This is a genomic window from Flavobacterium sp. RSSB_23 (assembly GCF_051547145.1).
Classification (GTDB): domain Bacteria; phylum Bacteroidota; class Bacteroidia; order Flavobacteriales; family Flavobacteriaceae; genus Flavobacterium.
The window spans coordinates 44,508-65,273 of record NZ_JBPTTO010000007.1; the positions used below are offsets into that span (position 1 = coordinate 44,508).

Below are 20,766 nucleotides of genomic sequence, written 5' to 3' on the forward strand. Positions count from 1 at the left end.
ATAATGAATATATTAATTACAGGCGGAGCTGGTTTTATCGGTTCCAATTTGACGGAATATTTTTTAGAAAAAGGATATGAAGTGGTTTGTTTGGATAACTTTGCAACTGGTCATCGGCACAATATAGCTCTTTTTTTGGAGCATCCTAAGTATAGGTTGATAGAAGGTGATATTCGTAATTTATCTGATTGCCAAAAGGCAGTTGAAGGAATAGATTATGTGTTGCATCAAGCGGCTCTGGGCTCTGTGCCTCGTTCTATTAATGATCCAATTACTACTAATGAGGTCAATGTATCAGGTTTTTTAAATATGTTGACTGCTTCGCGAGATGCCAAAGTGAAGCGTTTTGTGTATGCTGCTAGCTCTTCTACTTATGGCGATTCACAAGGGTTACCAAAGGTAGAAGAAGTGATAGGCAAGCCTTTGTCTCCTTATGCTATTACCAAGTATGTGAATGAACTTTATGCCGATATCTTTTCTAAAGCCTACGGTATAGAGACTATTGGTTTGCGCTATTTTAATGTATTCGGGAGAAGACAAGACCCTAAAGGTGCTTATGCAGCGGTTATCCCTAAATTTGTAATGCAATTGATGCAATATGAAAGTCCAATGATAAATGGAGACGGTTTACATTCTAGGGATTTTACTTATATTGATAATGTGATTCAAATGAATGAATTAGCAATGACTACTACTAATCCTGAAGCGGTGAATACGGTGTACAATACAGCTTTTGGTGACCGTACTACTTTAACCCAATTAGTTGGATTACTTAAAGAGTATCTTGCCCTTTTTGATCCTAAAATTGCTGAAGTGGAAGTGTTGCATGGTCCCAACAGAGCAGGGGATATACCCCATTCATTGGCAAGTATTGAAAAAGCAAAGCAACTATTAGGCTACGCTCCAAAATATGCTATCCAAGAAGGCTTGCAACAAGCCGTAGCTTGGTATTTTTCCAATTTGGATAAGTAAAAATTAGAATAATTAGATAATTTAATAAGGTTTATGAAAAAAATTGCTGTTATAGGTTTAGGATATGTAGGCTTGCCTTTGGCTCGATTGTTTGCTACTAAATATCCCACGGTTGGTTTTGATATCAATACCAAAAGGATTCAAGAACTTACTCAGGGACACGATAGTACTCTAGAAGTGGAAGAGGCTATTCTACAAGAAGTATTGGTAGCTCAATTTTCGGATGCAAAAGGATTGTATTGTACCAATGATTTGGCTATTTTAAAAGAGTGTAGCATTTATATTGTTACGGTACCTACTCCAGTAGATAAAAACAACCGCCCTGATTTGACTCCTCTTTATAAGGCAAGTGAGACTGTAGGGAAGGTTTTGAAAAAAGGAGACGTTGTTATTTATGAATCTACCGTATATCCTGGAGTAACTGAGGAGGAATGTGTACCCGTTTTGGAAAAAGTTTCGGGTTTGCAATATAATGTAGATTTTTTTGCAGGTTATTCTCCAGAACGTATTAATCCAGGTGATAAAGAGCATACTGTAGAGAAAATACTAAAAGTTACTGCTGGTTCTACACCAGAAATTGGTCTTGTAGTAGATGCCTTGTATAAAAGTGTCATTACCGCAGGAACCCATTTAGCACCAACTATCAAAGTAGCCGAAGCTGCTAAAGTGATTGAAAATTCTCAACGGGATATCAATATTGCGTTTGTAAACGAGTTAGCTAAAATTTTTAATTTGATGGGGATAGACACCCATGCGGTTTTGGAAGCGGCTGGGACCAAATGGAACTTTTTGCCATTCAAACCTGGATTGGTAGGAGGGCATTGTATTGGGGTAGATCCCTATTATTTGGCACAACGTGCCCAAGAGTTTGGCTACCATCCTGAAATTATTTTGGCTGGCCGCCGAATGAATGATAGTATGGGAGAGTATGTGGCCTCTCAGGTTGTAAAATTAATGATAAAAAAAGGAATTGCCGTAAAAAATTCACAATTATTAATGCTAGGTATAACTTTTAAAGAAAACTGTCCAGATGTACGTAATACCAAGATAGTGGATGTTGTCAAAGCATTAAGTGACTATGGAATTCAAGTCACAATATTTGACCCTATGGCAAATCCCGATGAAGTTAAACATGAGTACAATTTGATTACAACACAAGTATTACCAAATTGGAAATTTGATGCAATTGTTCTTGGAGTTGCACATAAAGTTTTTTTAGATTTAGATTTAGCTTCTTTGAAAAACAGAAATAGCTTGATGTATGATGTAAAAGGGGGTATGCAAGGAAATGTAGATGGTAAATTGTAATGAAGATTTTATTTTTATAAAGAAAATTTTTTTGCTTTTTTTATCCCATATTTAAAAATGCTCGGTAAAATAAAATTGATTGAGTATTTAAGTATATAATACCAAATTGAACCTATTAATGTTCAAGTAAAAAAAGAGATACCCACAGCAAGTGAGAGGTACATTCAATAAAAATCTCGCTGATCTGTAAGCAAAATTTTATTTAAATAACAGAATTGCATTTAGATATTTATTTACATATTTTTTATAATAAATAATTTTTATTTATGTGCCTATAATTTTCATATAAACATATGGATTATTGCAATATATATTTTTTATAATCAAATTAAAAACTTTAGCAGTGAATGTATTAGCTAGAATAAGAATGAATTAAAAAAATAATGATTTATAATTTATAAGATAATAGTATATTAAGTTTACCATTTGTTGTGATGTGCTTAATATCTTAGAAAAGTATACACATAAAAAAGAGTTTGTTATTAAATGTATTGTAAGTAAAAAACGTAATTGAGAAATATTGATATTAAATATATAAAGAAATGAAAAAAATTTTAGTCACAGGAGCCGCAGGTTTTATAGGATATCATGTTTGTGAACATTTGCTAAAAATGGGTTTTCAGGTTTTTGGATTAGACAATATCAATGACTATTATGATATAAATCTAAAATTGGCTAGACTTAAGAATTTAGGAATTATTATTGGAAAGGATGTAAAAGCAGAAAGTACAATACATAAAACTAATTTTCAATTTATAAAAATGAATCTTGAGGATAGAGAGGGTTTGTGCGAACTTTTTAGTAAAGAAAAGTTTGATGTTGTCTGCAATTTAGCTGCTCAGGCCGGTGTTCGTTACTCTTTGGAAAAACCATTTACTTATATTGAAAGTAATATTCTTGGATTTGTAAATTTATTAGAGAATTGTCGCCATCATAAAATAAAGAAATTGGTTTATGCTAGTAGTTCAAGCGTATATGGTAAGAATGAGAAAGTACCATTTTCAACTGATGATAGTGTAGATCACCCTATAAGTTTGTATGCAGCAACTAAAAAATCTAACGAATTGATGGCACATACATATAGTCATTTATTTGGTCTAAAGACTATTGGATTACGATTTTTTACGGTTTATGGCCCTTGGGGACGTCCAGATATGGCCATGTCATTATTTACAGAAGCTATATTAAATGATAAGCCGATTAACGTTTTTAATAATGGTGAACTTTCAAGAGATTTTACATATATAGATGATATTGTTAACGGTGTAGTTTCAATTTTAATTAACGATAATGGTGAAACTAATTTGTTTTCGTTATACAATATTGGAAATAGCAAGCCAGTTAAATTATTAGACTTTATAATAGAAATTGAAAAAAGTACTGGTAAAATAGCGCAAAAGATTTTTTTGCCGATGCAAGCTGGTGATGTAGAAAAAACTTGGGCAGATATTACAAAATTGCAAAATGATTTCAATTACCACCCTACAATAGATATAAATATTGGCGTTGCAAATTTTGTTAAATGGTTTCAGTCCTATTATACTAAATAATAATAATCCATTTTATTATTATCGTAATCTATGATTGTGCTAATTGTGTTTAGATAGATTAAGCAAGGATGTTCTGACTAAAATAATATAAAAAATGTATAGGAAATTATTATCAACATCAATTTTAAATACACTTACTGCGGCTATCAATTTTCTATCAAGTTATTTGATTGTAAAAACTTTGTCTTTAACTATTTTTGGTGAATTTGCTATATTCAGTTCTTATTTGGCTTTTGGAGGGCTAATTTATTCTGTAATACCTGCAAATTTTTCCATATTTAAATTACAGGATAATCAAGAATACAAAGTTAAGTTGTTGGTTTTTTTTATTATATCCAGTATTTTATTTTTGTTTTTTGTTTTACTAATATCAGGTTTAGGTTTTATCTCTCTTGATATTTTGACAGTATATTTATTTGGAATCAGTACTTATCTTTTAGGTTACTTTGATATAAAGTTTCAAGCGTCAGGTAGACTCCTTAGGTATTTTTTTATGCTTTTTATAATCGCTGTTTTAAAAGTGGCTACGCTTGGTCTTTTTTATTATATGGGGTATATGGACAACTTAACAGATTTGTTATGGACAATGACAATTGTTCAACTAATAGTAATTCTTATTTATGCTTTTGAGGATCGTCAAGAGATTAGCTTTATAATGAAGAATCTAAATGTTTTTCCAGAAACGGTATTTTTCATAAAGAATAATTTTGAAGTTTTTAAACCCTATTATCTCAATACTTTCTTAAAGAGGTTGAGAGAAAATGTTATAGTTTTAGTATTCAGTAATTTTACAAATAAAGATATTATTGGGTTATTTACGATTTTTGTTAAGATAGCTTCCTTTGTTTTTGGATTGAGTAGGACATTAGAAGCATTCTTTATGAATAAGGAAAATATAAAAAGGTATAGAGAAATTTTTTATAAAAAAGTATTATATTTTTCAGTTGTTCTTCAATTTTTATTTTTATTTATTGGTGTTATTTATTTAAAAATTTTTACTGGAAATTATTTTTTACTTGAAATTCTAATACCAAGTTTGTTAGTTTATCCCCATGTTTATTTTCTTTTAGCTAGATCTGAAATGCTATCAAATTATAAAAATAAAGAAGCTAATATTAGTGAATTGATTTATATGGTAGTTGTAGTTATAGGCTCATTTATTAGTTTTTATATTAATTCAAATACAATTTATCCTATATTGATAACATTTGTTCTTGCTACTTTTGGATTACAATTGTTTATGATTTTGAGTCAAAGTTTTAAAGTAAATAAAAAAGGTTATGTTTAGAAAAATCATTATTTTTTTTAAGTATTATAATTTTAAATTTAAAAGAGAAGGTACAAATTGTAATTACAAAGGATTTTCATCTGTTTTTATTAGTCCTAATAAAATTATTTTAGGAAATAATGTATACCTAGGTAAAAACACAGAGATTGATGGTACAGGAGAAGTAGAGATAGGGAATGGAGTAATCTTTGGTCCTGAAGTATGTATTTATTCAAGAAGTCATAATTTTGACAGTGAAGATTTGGCTGGTTTACCTTTTGATAATAAATTTTTAATAGCAAAAGTTGTTATTAAAGATTATGTTTGGATAGGCAGAAGAGTGATTGTTCTTCCAGGTGTTACAATAGGTAAAGGTGCTATTGTAGGTGCTGGTGCGGTTGTTAGTAGAGATGTACCAGACTATGGTATTGCAGTAGGTAATCCAGCAAAAGTGGTACGATATAGAAATCAAGAATCTGTTGAAAAATTGCTCCAAGAGAAGGATCCTTTTGTATACAACAAATTTAAGCACAAAAAAATTCTTGTTCAGAAAAAATAATTATTTTAAAATGTTTTTTCTCTTTGTAAGGTATAAATAATTTATATGAATATATTGAAAGCAAAAAAAATGGATTATTCCGCATATATCGGAATTCTGTTACTTTATGTAAAATTGTTTTTTGTTGAACCTTTTTTTGTTTCGGAAAATATTGATATTACAGCGTCAATTCTTTTATTGCTAATTATCCTTCTGCGAGTATTCTTTAAATTACTATTGCAAAATGTAAATGTTTTTGGTTTTAATAAAGCAGCAAGAGTTTTTTGGATATATATACTTTTCTCAACATTAAGTTCTTTTTTTCTGTCTCCAAGTATATCCTCTGGTGTTGTTACTGTTAATTTACAGTTATTTTTAATCTACTTGCTTTTTATTGATTTTAAGAGCATTAATATTGATACATATGGCATTAAAAAAGTGATAAATAGCCTTGTCTATTTTGCTATTATAAACACCCTATTAGTTTATTATACTTTCTTTTTTGGGAAAATAGGAATTTTAGGTGAGATTTCTAGCAATGAAACTGTAACTAGAGCTTTTGGTTTGATGGGCGATCAATTGCCTTGGTTTCTTTCTTTTTTTGCTATATATGCATTGTATAGTAAAAAAACACCACTCTTTGTTTTTTTTGCTATTGGAATTTTAATGGGAGCATCTGTTGGGGCTACTATAGTATTAGTTGTTTCGTCAGCAGTATACTTGTTAAAAGGAAAAAAAATACAACCTTCTTTTTATATCAAAGCTGGATTTTTATTAGTGTTTTTTATTCTTTTATTATTATTTTCACCTAGTGTTTTTAATAAAATTGGAATTTTGCAAAGATATAATAATGGAGATTTTGCCGGAAAGGATGCACAAACAACTGGACACCGATTTAATGCAATATCAACCGCTTTAGAAAACATATCAGAGAGACCTTTATTGGGGTATCAGAATTACTCATTGACTATGTACAATAAATATGATAAATTATTGTCTGATGTTGAAAAGGGAGATTTAACTTTTCTAACGACACCCAATAATCAAATATTGGCAGTCATATGTGATTATGGTTTTATTGGTTTTATTGCATTCGTCTTTTTTATCTATGGATTGATAAAGATCGTTAGGGTAAAATGTATGGAATTGCCAACATATCTAGATGTTTTTAAAAAATCTGCGTATGTGTGGTTAACAGTTTTTATATTATTTAATCAAAGTGCAACTTGGTTTTTGCCAGGTAGTTTTTTGTGGATCTTGATATGCATAGTTACGGCCATAAGTTATAAAATCAATCAAATATATGGAGTTAGGTAAAAAAAAATTAATTTATATTCTTAATCATTATTCAGTTAATAGTTCTGAACATTTTTTTCATGTTATAAATTTACTTGAAGAGATAGCTAATAATGGTGTGGAATTACTACTAATAATTGAAAAGTCTGATGGGGAGCCACTAATGAAGAATTCAAATATCAAAGTAGTATGTTTAAAATCAAAAAAAGTAAATAGATTGATAGAACTTTATGTTTTATTAGGGAAGGCTCAAAAAGAAAACTATAATAAAGTTTTTTCTAGAATATCTACTTGGGCTACCGTAACATGTATCTTTAAGTCTTTTTTTTCAAAATTGGAGGTGTATTATTGGCACAGCGGAACTGTGTTTGAATATGACGATAGTAAACCTTTTAATTTCAGTAAAGTAAAATGGTATTTCAAGACTAGACTTCCATTTAACTTTATAAAAAGGAATGTAACTCATTTTGTAACTGGTCCAGAGAGTATGAAGGATTATTATACTGAAAATGTTGGTGTTGATAGAAAGAAAATAAAAATACTATATAACGATATTGATGTTTCTAGATTTTCTATGATTTCACAAGAGGATAAAGAAATGATAAAGGCAGATTTAAAAATAGAGCTAAACCACAAGGTGGTTTTATTTGTGCATAATTTTTCACCTGTTAGAAAAACAAAGTTTTATGTGAAAAAGTTTCTTCAAAGTTTCTTTCTTGACCCTGAATTGGCTTGTCAGAATTTTAAATTCTATTTTATTGGAGGGGGTAGTGACCGGAATGAAATTGAGAGCCAAGTAAGAGAAATGGGGCTTGGGCAAAGCGTTATTTTTCTTGGATCTCAGCCAAACAGTAAAGTACATCAATATTATCAAGTAGCAGATATTTTTATAAATCCAACGGGAGCAGAAGGATTCCCAAGAGTATTAATAGAGGCGATGGCTTGTGGATTGCCAATTGTAACAACTAATGCAGGAGGGATAAAAGATATATTAGGGGAGAAGCAATTGAATTATATGTCAGATATTAGCGAGGCTGGAGACTTTGCTGATAATTTGAAGAAAATGGCTAAATTGTCTTCAATAGAATTAGAATCAATAAAGAATGAGAATCTAATGGTCATAAAAAAATTTAGTACTGAATCGGTTGCGAGAATGTACACAGAAACAATTTTTGAAAATTGATTTTCAGGATATAAAAGTTGTGAATTTCAATAAATACTTACCCAAACTTACAATATGTTATGCTTTTTAATTCTTTTGATTTTTTAATATTTTTTGTTTTAGTTTTTATTGTTTTTTTTGCACTTGCACCTAAATGGAGAGGTACGTTTTTACTCATTGCTAGTTGCTTTTTTTATATGAGATTAGTGCCAATTTATATCTTGATTTTATTTCTTACTATTTTAATTGATTATTTTGCTGGAATACTGATTGAAAACCAAACCAAATTACGAAACAAAAAAATAATTTTAATTGTAAGTTTAATGGCTAATATTCTCCTATTGGGGTATTTCAAATATGTTAATTTTTTTATTGAAAATTGGAATTTTATAGCTTTCAATTTTTTTAGTCAAGACCTCAAATTAGATTTTATTAATATAATCCTTCCTATAGGTTTGTCTTTCCACACTTTTCAATCAATGGCTTATACTATTGAAGTATACAGAGGGACAGAAAAAGCAGAAAGAAATCTTGGAATTTATTCTTTATATGTAATGTTTTTTCCACAACTTGTAGCCGGGCCAATTGAAAGACCTTCAGCATTAATACCACAGTTGCGTAAAAATGATCAAAAAATAAATTTTGACTACTTTGTTTGTGGATTGACACAATTTAGTTATGGATTGTTTAAAAAAGCTATTGTTGCAGATAGTATTGCAGTATATGTAAATACGGTTTACCCAAATTACGAACTTAATTCTGGTAGTACTTTATTAGTTGCTACCTATTTATTTGCGTTTCAGATTTATTGTGATTTTTCCGGTTATTCAGATATGGCAATTGGAATAGCAAAAATGATGGGCTATGATTTAATGGAAAATTTCAATGCTCCTTATTTTTCAAAATCTGTAACTGAATTTTGGAGAAGATGGCATATATCCCTTTCTTTTTGGCTTAGGGATTATCTTTATTTCTCACTCGGAGGCAATCGAAAAGGAACATTATTTACTTATAGGAATTTAATTATTACAATGCTAATTGGAGGGCTTTGGCATGGAGCTTCTTGGAACTATATAATTTGGGGTGCATTAATAGCTGTTTTTCTTTGTGTTGAGAAATATATAGATTATCCTAAGCTAATTAAGGATTTTGCTACTAAAAATATTTTTGCTAAAGTTTTTTTTAGCTTTTTAGTTTTTAATTTGATTTGTATAACTTGGATTTTTTTCAGGGCAGAAACATTACATCAAGCAATAATCATTTTAAAGAAATGTTTTACGGATTTATCAATATCAGATTTTTATATAAATAGTACAGTGGCTTTTGGAACGGCTATAGCGGGTATATTTATTACCATTGGGTTTGATTATTTATATTTAAGAAAAGGGAGTTTTAAACAACAATATAATCCTAAGTCACTATTCTTTTATGCAAGTTTTGTTATTTTGATTCTGTTATTAGTAATCCTATTTAGCCCTCAATCTGGAGATCAATTTATTTATTTTCAATTTTAGTTTTATATGAAAAAAATATTAGTATTCTTATTAATTATTTTTATAATACTTTTAAGTATAGATAGAATTTTTGGAACTCTACTATTCAACGTAAATGACTATGTTAAATGTGGTGATAATGTAGGAGGTAAGTTAAATTTTTATCTATGGAAAAAGGGTAATACAAATACCCTTTTGTTAGGAGATTCAAAAGTGGAATTTGGAATTATACCAGATAGTATTGGGAGTGAGGTTTTTAACTTGGCGCACGCTGGAAAGTTGTTAGATTTCCATTCGTCAGTTTTGGAGATTCTTGAGCATAAAAATAAATTGCCAAAAAATATTATTATTTCTATTGACCCATATCAATTTTTAGAATCGGTGGATTTTCCAGCTTTTGATTCGTCAATATCTCTTCGTCAATATTATGATAATGAACCATTAGTAAAAAAATACGTTAATAGTGGCAAAGATAAATACTGTTATTTTAAATGGCAATCTTACCTTTACAGATATAATAGTGTCCTCCCAACACTTTTTATTAATGCTTATAAAACCCATAAAGGAGCTTTGGTTGAAAATGATGGATTTAGTTGTTTTAAAAAAACTAATACTGATAGTTTGAGAGTTGTATTGACAGTTAAGGAAAAAGAAGCGAGAATAGTAAAATATTCAGACAATGTTGAGCCTTTAAAGATTGAAGTATTAAAAGATTTATTAGATCAATGCAAAGAGAATAATTTAAGTATAATTGTAATAGTGCCGCCAACCATGCATTCAGTTAAAAAAAAATATGAAAGAAGTATGCAATCAATCAAACCTTTGCTAAAACAATTTAATGTTCCTTTAATAGATTTTAATGATTTTCAAAAATATCCGACTTTAACTAATCTTTCTTTTTGGTATGATTCTGAGCATCTTAATTTAGATGGAGCTAAGTTGTTTTCTCATTATTTAAAAGAAGAATTAGAAACGATAAAAAAGAGTATTTGATTTTTTTTTTAGCTAATCTTTCAAATTGATGTTGTGTAAGAATTAAGAAGTTTATAATCTTAAATGCTTTATCAAACTAGTTTTTTTTTAATATCAAACCATATTTAATGAATAATTTATTGCATATTTCCGCGAATCAATTCGGAGCCATAGAAGCTTCTGGACACACTTCTAAAATTTGGGAGGAGCTTTCAACAGGTTTTGATAATTATTATGTATTTGCAAGATCAAAACGAAATAAGTTTGAGAAATTTAAAAAAGGAAAAATAAATTTAATTCTAATTCCTAAAGTATTTAATTCCTCTAAAATATTTGTTTTAACTAGTTTATTGCTATTGTATTATGTAAGAAAGTATAAGATTAACAGAATATTAGCACAAGATGCTTTAGCAGGAGGGATTTCTGGAATTTTCGCATCCAAGATTTTTAAAATCCCAATTATGATTGAAATTCACGGAGATTTTTATTTTGATTTCTTTAAAGAGGATACCTTAAAAAAAAGAATATTGTCTAGAATATCAAAATTTGTATTTAAAAGTGCTACTAAAGTGAGATCCTTGAGTTCTACGATGACAGCGTTATTGAATCATAATTTAAAAATAGATAATATTGCTTTAATACCTAATAGGGTTAACTGTAATTTTTTTTCTCCTCCTAAAACAGATTATGAAATTAAAAATGATATTGTCATTACGAGTGTTGGAAGATTTGTTAGACAAAAAGGATATGATGTTGCTATTAAAGTTGTTCAAAATCTAAGTGATAGGTTTAATATAAAGCTTATTTTAATTGGCGGTGGAAGTTTGAAAAATGAATTGAAACAGTTAATTGGAGAAAGTAAGAACGTTCAATTGATAGATTGGATTGAACAAGAAAATTTAATTGATTTACTAAAGAAATCGGATATTTATATACAGCCATCTTTGCCTTATTTTGGTGAAGCAATGCCTCGAACAATATTAGAGTCTATGGCTATGGGATTGCCAATAATTTCTACTACGGTATGTGCTATTCCTGGTATATTGAATTCTGAGAATTCTATTTTAGTAACTCCAGGTTCTGTATTTGAACTTGAGAATGCAATCATATCATTAGTTGAAAATTCGACTTTAAGAGAAAAGATAGGTAGAGAAGCTTATTCTGATGCCTCAAAAAAATACAATTGGAACAAGATGTTTGATTTGTATAGGAAAGAGATAAATGATATGTAATACCGTGGTGATGTTTACAAAATTTGAATAAATAAAATGATGTTTAAATATTTAGTACAAGACTGGAGAGCCAATAAATACAGTGTAAAGGGAAGATTCATTATGTTCTTATTTAGGTTATTTTCGGCTTTAAATAGACAACGTTATGTAAGGATTTTTTTGTTTCCATTGATATTTTTATATAGAGTAGTAGTTGAATGGTTAATAGGGATTGAAATTAACTTAAATGCAAAAATTGGTTGTAATTTTCAAATATTTCATGGTCAGTCAACTGTAATAAATGCAACAACTATTATTGGTAAAAATTGTTTAATCCGAAACAGTGTTACTATTGGTAGTAAAAAGCTTTCTGATGGAACAAATACAAAAGCTGCGACTATTGGTAATAATGTTGAAATTGGCTCGAATAGCGTCATCATCGGTGATATAATAATTGGAGATAATGTAGTTATCGGTGCAGGAAGTGTTGTCATAAAAGATGTCCCGTCAAATTGTGTAATAGGAGGGAATCCTGCTAAAATTATCAGAAAAATATGAGAATTCTGCGATTATATTATTTATTGCCTCCAATAAAAGGAGGGATGGAGAAGCATGTATATTTTTTGACTAAATTCCAAAATATTGAGAATTCTGCAACAGTTTTTTTTAATCAAGGTAATGCAATAACTTATAAGGATAGAAAAATACTACCCATTGTAAAGTTTTATAAGATTAGACCTTTGTTCATAGGCGTGTTTTTATTTTATATTTTTACTGTCATCAAGCTATTAATTAGAAAGAAGCAATTTGATGTAATACATATTCATGGAGATTGGAGTTCTCTAGTTTTTATAGGTGTTTTAAAAAAAATAACAGGAGCGAAAAAAATTATTTACACTAATCATGATACAATAACCAATAATTTTCAGCATAGAAAACTACTACCTTTGGGATTAAAGAATGTTGATCTAATATTTACAACGGGGTATGAATCTTCATGTGTGATTAAGAAGTTTTTCCCCCAAAAAAAAATAATATTTCAACATAGTGGAGTAAATGATGTTTTTTATAATAGTTCAATCAAAAAGTTTGCTAACGAAAGATTTATTGTTGTAACAGTTGCTAATCTCGTACCTAAAAAAAATATAAATCTTATACTAGAAATAGCTATTGATTTACCAGATGTTGAATTTTTCATTGTAGGAGATGGTCCGGAAAGAGTTATTCTACAAAATACCATTTTGCAAAATAATTTAAAAAATGTAAAATTGTTTGGATTTAAGTCAGCTGAAGAAATAAAAAAAATATATGATGAATCAGATTGCTTTTTGTTAACATCTTTTGCGGAAGGAACACCAACTTCAGCTTTGGAGGCAATGACCTCAGGGCTTCCAATTCTTACATCCAATGCAGGAGGTATAAACAATATAATTACTGATGGTGTCAACGGCTATGTTATACATAATTTTGAGAAACAAAACTATGTAAACAAACTTAAACTAATTAAAGATAATATTGAGTTGCGAAAAAAAATTTATTGGAATAATAAAGACATTTCCGAAAATTTCAAATGGGAGATAGTTGCAGAAAGGATTACTGTTTTAACCAAAGAATGTTTTTATGAGAAAAGTTAAAGTTTTACATTTAATTACTGGTTTAAATGTTGGAGGAGCAGAAAAAGTGGTATACGATTTGTCTAAGGAAATGGAAATTAGAGGTCATAATGTATATGTTGTTGGAATAAGTGAAAAGAATTTTCTAGTTAAGATGTTTCAAGATGCAAGAATAAATGTACAAGTATTAGGTGTTAAAAAAAAGATAAGTTCCTTCATAAAAGGGCTTATTTTTTTAAGGTCATTTGTGAAGAAGAATAATATTAAAATTATTCATGCTCATATGACTCATAGTTTGATTATGGCATTTTTTATCAAGATTTTAAATCCAAGAATAAAAATTGTTTTTACCTCACATAATTTTAATTTGGGTTCAAAATTGCGTGAAATTATCATTTATTTACTAAAAAATTTTCGAAGTGCAGATATAGTATTTTCAGAAAAAATGAAAAAATATATATACAAGAATAATACAGTAGTAATTCCAAACGGAATAGATACTTCTCTATATAAATTAAGTGTTCAAAAAAGTAATACTTTTACTTATTTGAGTATTGGAAGAATTGAAAAAGTTAAAAATCATAAGTTTTTAGTTGACGCTGCTTTAGAATTACAAAAAGAATTTAATTTTCAAATTCACATAATCGGTGATGGAGTCTTGAAAGAAGAACTTGTTAGCTATATTGGCCAAAATAAATTAGAAAGGGTGGTTAAGTTATTAGGATATAGAAGTGATATTAACACAGTTTGTAATCAATCGCATGTATTCGTTATGCCCTCATTATGGGAGGGACTTCCAATTTCACTATTGGAGGCAGGAGCTTCTTCTTTACCGGTGATCTCAACTCCAGTGGGTAGTATACCCGAATTGATTGATGATTCAAATGGTTATTTAGTTGACTTGGATGGATTTGTTGAAATGATGAGAAAAGTTTATTATGAATATTCAAGTGCTATTATAAAAGGTGAAACATTACAAGCTAGAATATATGCTCAATATGATTTAAAGTATATTGTTGATAAACATTTAGAAATTTATTTATCACTTTGATTTTTTTGTTAAATACCAATTTAAGAGTATAATTTATTATTAAAATTGATAGGAATGAAAATCATTTTTTCCTCAAATATTTCTTGGAGCATATATAATTTCCGAATGAAATTATTGAAATCTTTGCAACAAGATGGTTGTGAGATTTATACAGTTGCTTCTAAGGATGAATACACAGAAAAGTTAATTGATGAAGGGTTTAATTTTGAGGCTATTAATCTGAATAATAATTCAATAAATCCTTTAGATGATCTAAAAACTATATATGATTATTATAAAATTTATAAAAAAATTCAACCTGATTTGATTTGTCATAACGCGATAAAACCAAACATTTATGGAACTATAGCAGCAGGATTATTAAATATTCCAACAATTAATAATATTTCTGGTTTAGGAACGCTTTTTATTAAACAAAGTTTCTCTACTAAGGTTGCAAAATTTTTATATAGATTTTCTCAAAGAAAAGCAAGTAAAATTTTTTTTCAAAATCACGATGATTTAAATTTATTTGTTAGGAATAGATTAATCAATGTGGCAAAAACACAAGTAATTCCTGGATCAGGAGTTGATACAACAAAATTTGTTTCCAGCGATTATAATACAAGTGATAGCTTTTTTCAGTTTTTATTTATAGGTAGATTAATATATGATAAGGGAATAAGGGAATATATTGAAGCTTCGCTATCATTAAAAAGTAAGTACCCTTTAGTTAGATTTAATATCTTAGGACCATTATATAAAAATAATGCTACTGCAATAACACAAGAGAAATTAGATGGATGGTTAGAGAATAAAGAAATTAACTATTTAGGACAAACTGATTATGTCGAAGAGGTAATGAAAATTGCTCATTGTGTTGTTCTTCCGTCCTACAGAGAAGGTTTGTCAAAGGTTTTAATTGAAGCATCTAGTATGGGATTGCCGATTGTAACCACTAACGTACCAGGTTGTAAAGATGTTGTAGTTGATCAAGAAACTGGATTTTTGTGTGAAGTGAAAAATAGCGTGGACTTGGCAAAGAAAATGGAAAAGATGTTGTTGCTTTCCGCTAAAGAAAGAGAAGAAATGGGATGTAAAGCTAGAGAAAGGGCGATAAAAGTTTTTGATGAACAGATAATAATTCAGCATTATAAAAAAGCAATATTTTCTCTAGTAAACAATAGCTTAAAAGTGTAAGTTAGGCGCTAGGCATAATTTTAAAATGAATAGAAAATATTACCTCAATTAATCATTAATGTATTATTTGAAATTGTTTTTTACAACACTTTGATGCCTTAGCACTGAATAGTATCGATGAATTTGTAGTTTTTTAAGAGAAACAAATAGACGTTTTTTATTGCTCATTGTTCATATATTTAGGGTTAGTGCTATTCTTTTTTTATGTTGATTTACTTTTAGTCTATGACTTACATAGTTAAGTTTTTATTTTGTTTAGATTAGATAGATACAAATATTATTAGATTTGTGTTGATTTCTAAGGTTTTTTTAAAATAATGATACATTTTTTATTTTTTTTGCTTCTGCTTCTTGCTGAACTTTTTTATTTTATGATTGCTCATAGGTACAATATTATTGATAAACCAAATTTGCGTTCGTCACATACCCAGATTACCTTGCGAGGAGGAGGCATCTTGTTCCCTATAGCTGTAGTAATTGGTTTTGTGATGGGGTATGTGAGTTTGAGTTTGACTTTAGCTATTGTATTGGTGGCAGTTGTTAGCTTTGTTGATGATATACGTCCATTATCACAGTTGCCTCGCTTGTTGGCTCATGTTGTGGCTATTTGTTTAGTGCTATATGATCTAGAGATTGTAATTTTAGGTTGGTGGTGGTTGCCTATAGTAGCCATTTTGTTAATTGGATGGACCAACGCCTTTAATTTTATGGATGGGATTAATGGGATTACTGTCTTGTATGCGTTAGTGAGTCTGGTAACTTTTCGCTTTTTACCTGAAATGGTTACTAGTATTCCTATGCTGGATGTAATGAGTATTGCTTGTCTGGTATTTACTTTCTTTAATCTAAGAAAACGAGCTAAAACTTTTGCAGGTGATGTAGGGAGTGTGGCTATGGCGTTGTTTTTGGGCTATTATATGGTCAAACTGATAAGTACAACGCAACAAATAGGGTATTTGCTTTTCTTTGCTGTATATGGAATCGATGCCTTACTTACCATTTTTAATCGCTTACGCAAAAAAGAAAACATTCTAGAAGCGCATCGTTCCCACCTGTACCAGTATTTGGCTAATGAAAAGCGATTCCCTCACGTGGGAGTGGCATTGGGCTATGCTGCAATTCAATTAGCTGTGAATTGTTTGACAGTATGTTTAATTGAAGAAGAAGTCTTGACAACAGCCGTTGGCGTGTTGATTTTAGTTGTGATGATTGGGGTATATTTGATGGTGAGACGTTGGGCGACGAAGGAGGTTTAATCGATTTTAAAAGTTTAAGATTTAAAGTTGGTTATTCGTTTAATTGTTTAAAGTTTAACCGTGAAGTTTGCAATGTGTTTCCCAAATAACGTTAAAAAAATTGCAAGTAATATAGTTCAAACTAAACATCAAACGAGTTTCAATTTATGGGACTACTTCTAGACACGTTGGGGCTGGGGGTGTGTTTTAAGTTTTGAGTCTAAAACTTGTTGCTTTTTCCACCCTTTAGGGTTGGGGAAAACAAAAAGTAAATTCTACTTAAAGTGATTGTTACTTTAAAATTGTAGCCTTCACTTGTGTAACTCTTTGATAGCCTTTTTGTTAAAAGATCACAGAAGAAAGCTAGTGAAATAGTAAATACCAAAATGTTACAACCCATATCGCCTCTCAATTGTACTCGATGTGACTAAAATGAATAAGCAATCCTGACAATTTGCATCTCTTAGAGCAACAAAAATATGTTCTTTAAGAAGTGGTCATAGCTTTCTGTCAATTGCTATCCTTTTTTAAAAGTAAGCGCATTTTGTCTTGTGAGAAAAGAGTGTCCAATCTTAAGAATTTTATCTATATTTGCAGACCAAACCAAATGTACTAGTTTATGAGCGTTTCGCCTATCATAAGAGGAATGTTATTCCTTATTGTTCTTTTTTTATCTTCGTGTAGTTCCAATAAACAAGTGTTGTATTATCAAGATAGTGATACAGTCCCCCAAAATATAGCCTCAAAATCATATGAAATCACCTTTCAACCGGATGATTTGTTGATGATTGTAGTGAGTGCAGAAAATCAAGAAGTGGCGGCACCTTTTAATTTAACTACTGTCAATGTGCGGTCTAGTGCACAACCTAATTTGGCCATAGGTCAAGAAACTCAGCAATTGTATTTGGTGGATGTACATGGTAACATTCAATTTCCAGTATTGGGCGCTGTAAAAGTAGCTGGACTAACGCGTACACAATTGCTGCAAGACCTACAAAATAAGATTGGAAAATACATTCAAAATCCAATCATTACGATACGACTAAATAATTTTAAAGTTTCCTTGCAAGGCGAGGTCAATGCTCCGGGGACTTATACAGTAGATACAGAACGTATTACTTTAATAGAAGCTTTATCCAAAGCACGTGATTTGACCATTTATGGTAAAAGAAACAATGTGTTGGTGATTCGTGAGCTTGATGGAGTGAAAACCTTTAACCGTATCGATCTTACCAAAGCCGACTTTGTGCACTCTCCCTTTTATTACCTCGCTCAAAATGACGTAGTGTATGTAGAACCCAATAAAGTAAGGGTTAATTCTTCGGCTGTTGGACCGAATACCGGTGTTATTATATCTGCTACTTCTTTGCTAATTACTTTAATTGCCCTATTAGTTCGATAAATTCTTAATCATAAAATTACCCCCAATGTTACAAGAAGACAACGAAGAGAACCTAGATTTTAAAGCTATAGTGACTAAATATATAGTGCATTGGAAATGGTTTCTGGTATCTGTATTGGTTTGTGTAACCATTGCTTACATTTATTTGCGATATGCTCCAACCCAATTTCAAGCGAGTACTACTATTTTAGTAAAAGATGAAAAAAGAGGCGGTATTTCTTCGGAATTATCTGCTTTTGCAGATATGGGTTTAGGGACAGGTTTAAAAAACAATGTTGATAACGAAATAGAAATATTAAAGTCTAGGGTTTTAGCTGAAAACACGGTGAAGAAGCTACAGCTTAACGTGTCAATCATAAGCCATGGTAAAGTTGTGGCTACCGATTTATACTCTAAAGCACCAATAGCGATTCGTTTTTTGAGCAAGACCCCTGAATTCTATATTCAAAGTGCGTCATGGACTTTTAAGCCAATGACAAGTAATACCTTTGAATTAAAAGCTGTTGAAGATGATGTAGTAAAGGAACCGGTGCTATTGACAAAAAACACCCTTTTTGAGTATGGAAAACCGATTCAGTCCAAGTTAGGGGTATTTATGGTTTATGTATTAGAACCAAATGGACTTCAAGCGATGAGTGAGGAATCTATACTAACCATTGATATAAGGTCGTTAAAGAATGTTGCGGATAGTTTTAGAAAGCGATTGAAAGTGTCGCCTTTGAGCAAAACCAGTAGTGTGGTAGAATTGTCTTTGGTAGACCCTATACAGAAGAAAGCGGAGGATTATTTGGATAATTTGATCAGTATCTATAATGACAATGCGGTTAGCGATAAAAATACGATTTCACTCAAAACATCTGAATTTATAAACAAACGTTTGGCTTTAATTACAGAAGAATTGGATGGGGTTGAAAAGGATGTGGAACGATTTAAAACAGCAAATGATTTGACAGATATTGAATCGCAAGCCAAATTATTTGTGGAAGGGTCGGGAGAATACAATAAAAAGAGCCTCGAAGCAGCCATTCAATGGAATATAGTTGTCTCGATGCTGGATTTTCTCAAAACTAGCGCACCATCTGACTTATTGCCAGCTACGCTTATTCCAAATGAAGCGGAAGCAAGTAGTTTAATCGCTTCTTACAACGAACTTGTGCTAAGAAGAAATCGTTTGGTTAAATCGGCAAGTGCTGCTAATCCAACGATTATTGCTCTTGATCAACAAATTGCATCGCTTAAAGCGAATGTGCAATCCAGTTTGCAACGACTAAAGGCGACTTTAAACATACAAAAGCAAAATTTAGTGGCGAATGAAGGTGTTTTTAATCAAAAAATAAATAAAATTCCATTGCAAGAACGCCAGTTTAGAGTCATTGCAAGACAGCAAAAAGTCAAAGAGGAATTGTATTTGTACTTGTTGAAAAAAAGAGAAGAAACGGCACTTTCTTTATCGGCTACTGAGGCCAATGCAAGGGTTATTGATAACGCTCTAGCTTCAGATACGCCAGTTAGCCCAAAGAAAAGTATACTGTATTTAGCAGCCATGTTGATAGGGCTTTTGATCCCTTTTGTTATTATTTATCTGCACGATTTGTTGGATACCAAAATAAAAAGTCGTCTCGATTTAGAAGGGAAAACAAACATGCCGTTTATTGGAGATTTGCCAACCTCATTGACACCGCATGAATTGATGCAAATTCAAAGCAGGTCGAGTACAGCGGAAGCGCTTCGTATTATTAGAACCAATTTGGAGTTCATGTTTGCCAGTGTTTTTGGTACAGGTGCTAAAACTATTTTCTTAACCTCTACTTTTCCAAAAGAGGGAAAAACATTTGTTTCGGTTAATTTGGCCGCCACTTTTGCTTTTTCTAAGAAGCGTGTTGTTTTAGTAGGTTTAGACATCAGAAATCCAAGGATAGACGATTATATTAACTTGCCAAGTAAAGGGGTAACCAATTATTTGGCCTCTGATACTTTAGAACTAAAGGATTTGATTTATAAGCATCCAGATTATGACTCTTTCTATATTTTGCCAGCGGGAGTTATCCCTCCAAATCCTGCCGAGTTGTTAATGAGTAATAAAGTCAATCTGCTTTTTGAACAATTAAAAAAGGATTTTGATTATGTAATCGTAGATACAGCACCTGTTTCGTTAATAACGGATACCTTGATTATTGCGCACCATGCGGATTGTTTTGTGTATGTGGCTCGTGCTAATTTCTTGGATAAACAAATGCTTCAGATTCCAAATCAGTTGAACAAAGAGAAAAAATTACCTAATATGTGTCTGTTGTTGAACGATACAGATTCTACGAAAGGCTATGGTTACGGTTATGGCTATGGAGTGAATCAAGTAAAAGAAGTGACTTGGTCGGATAAAATTTTTAACAAATTCAAGAATTTTAAACGATAATAGAAATAGAACAAAGTTGTTTATGGTAATGACTTTGTGCTTTTGAAAGGTAAAATTGGAATAAAAAAAGAGCGGAAACGGTATGTTTTCGCTCTTTTTATGTT

At 30.5% G+C, this 20,766-nt stretch carries 17 protein-coding genes; all 17 read left to right on the forward strand.

The features are described 5' to 3' along the window. Positions 1 to 3: 3 nt before the first annotated feature. Positions 4 to 972: an SDR family oxidoreductase gene (locus ACSVH9_RS11595; protein ID WP_438063834.1), complete on the forward strand. Its 969-nt coding sequence runs from the start codon at positions 4 to 6 to the stop codon at positions 970 to 972. Positions 973 to 1,005: 33 nt separating this feature from the next. Beyond that, positions 1,006 to 2,280, forward strand: a complete 1,275-nt coding sequence (locus tag ACSVH9_RS11600; RefSeq protein WP_438063835.1) for a nucleotide sugar dehydrogenase — start codon at positions 1,006 to 1,008, stop codon at positions 2,278 to 2,280. A 542-nt stretch (positions 2,281 to 2,822) separates the two neighbouring features. Then, complete coding sequence (locus ACSVH9_RS11605; protein WP_438063836.1) at positions 2,823 to 3,830, forward strand: NAD-dependent epimerase/dehydratase family protein; 1,008 nt, start codon at positions 2,823 to 2,825, stop codon at positions 3,828 to 3,830. Between the two features lie 94 nt (positions 3,831 to 3,924). Further along, complete coding sequence (locus ACSVH9_RS11610) at positions 3,925 to 5,118, forward strand: hypothetical protein (protein WP_438063837.1); 1,194 nt, start codon at positions 3,925 to 3,927, stop codon at positions 5,116 to 5,118. Next, on the forward strand, positions 5,111 to 5,656 hold the full coding sequence (locus tag ACSVH9_RS11615; protein WP_438063838.1) for an acyltransferase: 546 nt from the start codon (positions 5,111 to 5,113) through the stop codon (positions 5,654 to 5,656). Before ACSVH9_RS11610 ends, ACSVH9_RS11615 begins: the two co-directional genes overlap by 8 nt. 45 nt (positions 5,657 to 5,701) lie before the next feature. Continuing rightward, positions 5,702 to 6,952 (forward strand): O-antigen ligase family protein, encoded by a 1,251-nt coding sequence (locus ACSVH9_RS11620; RefSeq protein WP_438063839.1) that lies wholly within the window; start codon positions 5,702 to 5,704, stop codon positions 6,950 to 6,952. Next, positions 6,939 to 8,114: a glycosyltransferase gene (locus ACSVH9_RS11625; RefSeq protein ID WP_438063840.1), complete on the forward strand. Its 1,176-nt coding sequence runs from the start codon at positions 6,939 to 6,941 to the stop codon at positions 8,112 to 8,114. Before ACSVH9_RS11620 ends, ACSVH9_RS11625 begins: the two co-directional genes overlap by 14 nt. Before the next feature lie 59 nt (positions 8,115 to 8,173). Beyond that, positions 8,174 to 9,607 carry an MBOAT family O-acyltransferase gene (locus ACSVH9_RS11630; RefSeq protein ID WP_438063841.1) on the forward strand — a complete coding sequence of 478 codons (1,434 nt, stop codon included), beginning with the start codon at positions 8,174 to 8,176 and terminating at the stop codon, positions 9,605 to 9,607. Between the two features lie 6 nt (positions 9,608 to 9,613). Continuing rightward, positions 9,614 to 10,579 carry a hypothetical protein gene (locus tag ACSVH9_RS11635; protein WP_438063842.1) on the forward strand — a complete coding sequence of 322 codons (966 nt, stop codon included), beginning with the start codon at positions 9,614 to 9,616 and terminating at the stop codon, positions 10,577 to 10,579. A 107-nt stretch (positions 10,580 to 10,686) separates the two neighbouring features. Then, positions 10,687 to 11,790, forward strand: a complete 1,104-nt coding sequence (locus ACSVH9_RS11640; protein ID WP_438063843.1) for a glycosyltransferase family 4 protein — start codon at positions 10,687 to 10,689, stop codon at positions 11,788 to 11,790. A 36-nt stretch (positions 11,791 to 11,826) separates the two neighbouring features. Beyond that, positions 11,827 to 12,327, forward strand: coding sequence for a serine O-acetyltransferase (locus tag ACSVH9_RS11645; protein WP_438063844.1), 501 nt, complete (start codon positions 11,827 to 11,829; stop codon positions 12,325 to 12,327). Next, complete coding sequence (locus tag ACSVH9_RS11650; protein WP_438063845.1) at positions 12,324 to 13,403, forward strand: glycosyltransferase family 4 protein; 1,080 nt, start codon at positions 12,324 to 12,326, stop codon at positions 13,401 to 13,403. The genes ACSVH9_RS11645 and ACSVH9_RS11650 overlap by 4 nt, the downstream gene beginning before the upstream one ends. Then, on the forward strand, positions 13,390 to 14,433 hold the full coding sequence (locus tag ACSVH9_RS11655) for a glycosyltransferase (RefSeq protein ID WP_438063846.1): 1,044 nt from the start codon (positions 13,390 to 13,392) through the stop codon (positions 14,431 to 14,433). The genes ACSVH9_RS11650 and ACSVH9_RS11655 overlap by 14 nt, the downstream gene beginning before the upstream one ends. 54 nt (positions 14,434 to 14,487) lie before the next feature. After that, the gene (locus ACSVH9_RS11660; protein ID WP_438063847.1) at positions 14,488 to 15,612 is read left to right on the forward strand and encodes a glycosyltransferase family 4 protein; all 1,125 of its coding nucleotides are present in this window, start codon (positions 14,488 to 14,490) and stop codon (positions 15,610 to 15,612) included. 371 nt (positions 15,613 to 15,983) lie between these two features. Next, entirely contained in the window at positions 15,984 to 16,868 is an 885-nt protein-coding gene (locus ACSVH9_RS11665) for an MraY family glycosyltransferase (RefSeq protein WP_438063848.1), read from the forward strand. 598 nt (positions 16,869 to 17,466) lie between these two features. Further along, the gene (locus ACSVH9_RS11670) at positions 17,467 to 18,249 is read left to right on the forward strand and encodes a polysaccharide biosynthesis/export family protein (RefSeq protein ID WP_438063849.1); all 783 of its coding nucleotides are present in this window, start codon (positions 17,467 to 17,469) and stop codon (positions 18,247 to 18,249) included. Positions 18,250 to 18,274: 25 nt separating this feature from the next. Next, complete coding sequence (locus ACSVH9_RS11675) at positions 18,275 to 20,662, forward strand: GumC family protein (protein ID WP_438063850.1); 2,388 nt, start codon at positions 18,275 to 18,277, stop codon at positions 20,660 to 20,662. The last annotated feature ends 104 nt before the right edge of the window (positions 20,663 to 20,766 follow it).

Excerpts from the sequence above, each read along its gene's own strand:
- ACSVH9_RS11675 (WP_438063850.1), top strand. The coding sequence starts at position 18,275 with ATGTTACAAGAAGACAACGAAGAGAACCTAGATTTTAAAGCTATAGTG.
- ACSVH9_RS11650 (WP_438063845.1), top strand. The coding sequence starts at position 12,324 with ATGAGAATTCTGCGATTATATTATTTATTGCCTCCAATAAAAGGAGGG.
- ACSVH9_RS11595 (WP_438063834.1), top strand. The coding sequence starts at position 4 with ATGAATATATTAATTACAGGCGGAGCTGGTTTTATCGGTTCCAATTTG.
- ACSVH9_RS11670 (WP_438063849.1), top strand. The coding sequence starts at position 17,467 with ATGAGCGTTTCGCCTATCATAAGAGGAATGTTATTCCTTATTGTTCTT.
- ACSVH9_RS11640 (WP_438063843.1), top strand. The coding sequence starts at position 10,687 with ATGAATAATTTATTGCATATTTCCGCGAATCAATTCGGAGCCATAGAA.
- ACSVH9_RS11600 (WP_438063835.1), top strand. The coding sequence starts at position 1,006 with ATGAAAAAAATTGCTGTTATAGGTTTAGGATATGTAGGCTTGCCTTTG.
- ACSVH9_RS11630 (WP_438063841.1), top strand. The coding sequence starts at position 8,174 with ATGCTTTTTAATTCTTTTGATTTTTTAATATTTTTTGTTTTAGTTTTT.
- ACSVH9_RS11665 (WP_438063848.1), top strand. The coding sequence starts at position 15,984 with ATGATTGCTCATAGGTACAATATTATTGATAAACCAAATTTGCGTTCG.
- ACSVH9_RS11660 (WP_438063847.1), top strand. The coding sequence starts at position 14,488 with ATGAAAATCATTTTTTCCTCAAATATTTCTTGGAGCATATATAATTTC.
- ACSVH9_RS11605 (WP_438063836.1), top strand. The coding sequence starts at position 2,823 with ATGAAAAAAATTTTAGTCACAGGAGCCGCAGGTTTTATAGGATATCAT.
- ACSVH9_RS11645 (WP_438063844.1), top strand. The coding sequence starts at position 11,827 with ATGATGTTTAAATATTTAGTACAAGACTGGAGAGCCAATAAATACAGT.
- ACSVH9_RS11620 (WP_438063839.1), top strand. The coding sequence starts at position 5,702 with ATGAATATATTGAAAGCAAAAAAAATGGATTATTCCGCATATATCGGA.
- ACSVH9_RS11635 (WP_438063842.1), top strand. The coding sequence starts at position 9,614 with ATGAAAAAAATATTAGTATTCTTATTAATTATTTTTATAATACTTTTA.
- ACSVH9_RS11615 (WP_438063838.1), top strand. The coding sequence starts at position 5,111 with ATGTTTAGAAAAATCATTATTTTTTTTAAGTATTATAATTTTAAATTT.
- ACSVH9_RS11655 (WP_438063846.1), top strand. The coding sequence starts at position 13,390 with ATGAGAAAAGTTAAAGTTTTACATTTAATTACTGGTTTAAATGTTGGA.
- ACSVH9_RS11625 (WP_438063840.1), top strand. The coding sequence starts at position 6,939 with ATGGAGTTAGGTAAAAAAAAATTAATTTATATTCTTAATCATTATTCA.
- ACSVH9_RS11610 (WP_438063837.1), top strand. The coding sequence starts at position 3,925 with ATGTATAGGAAATTATTATCAACATCAATTTTAAATACACTTACTGCG.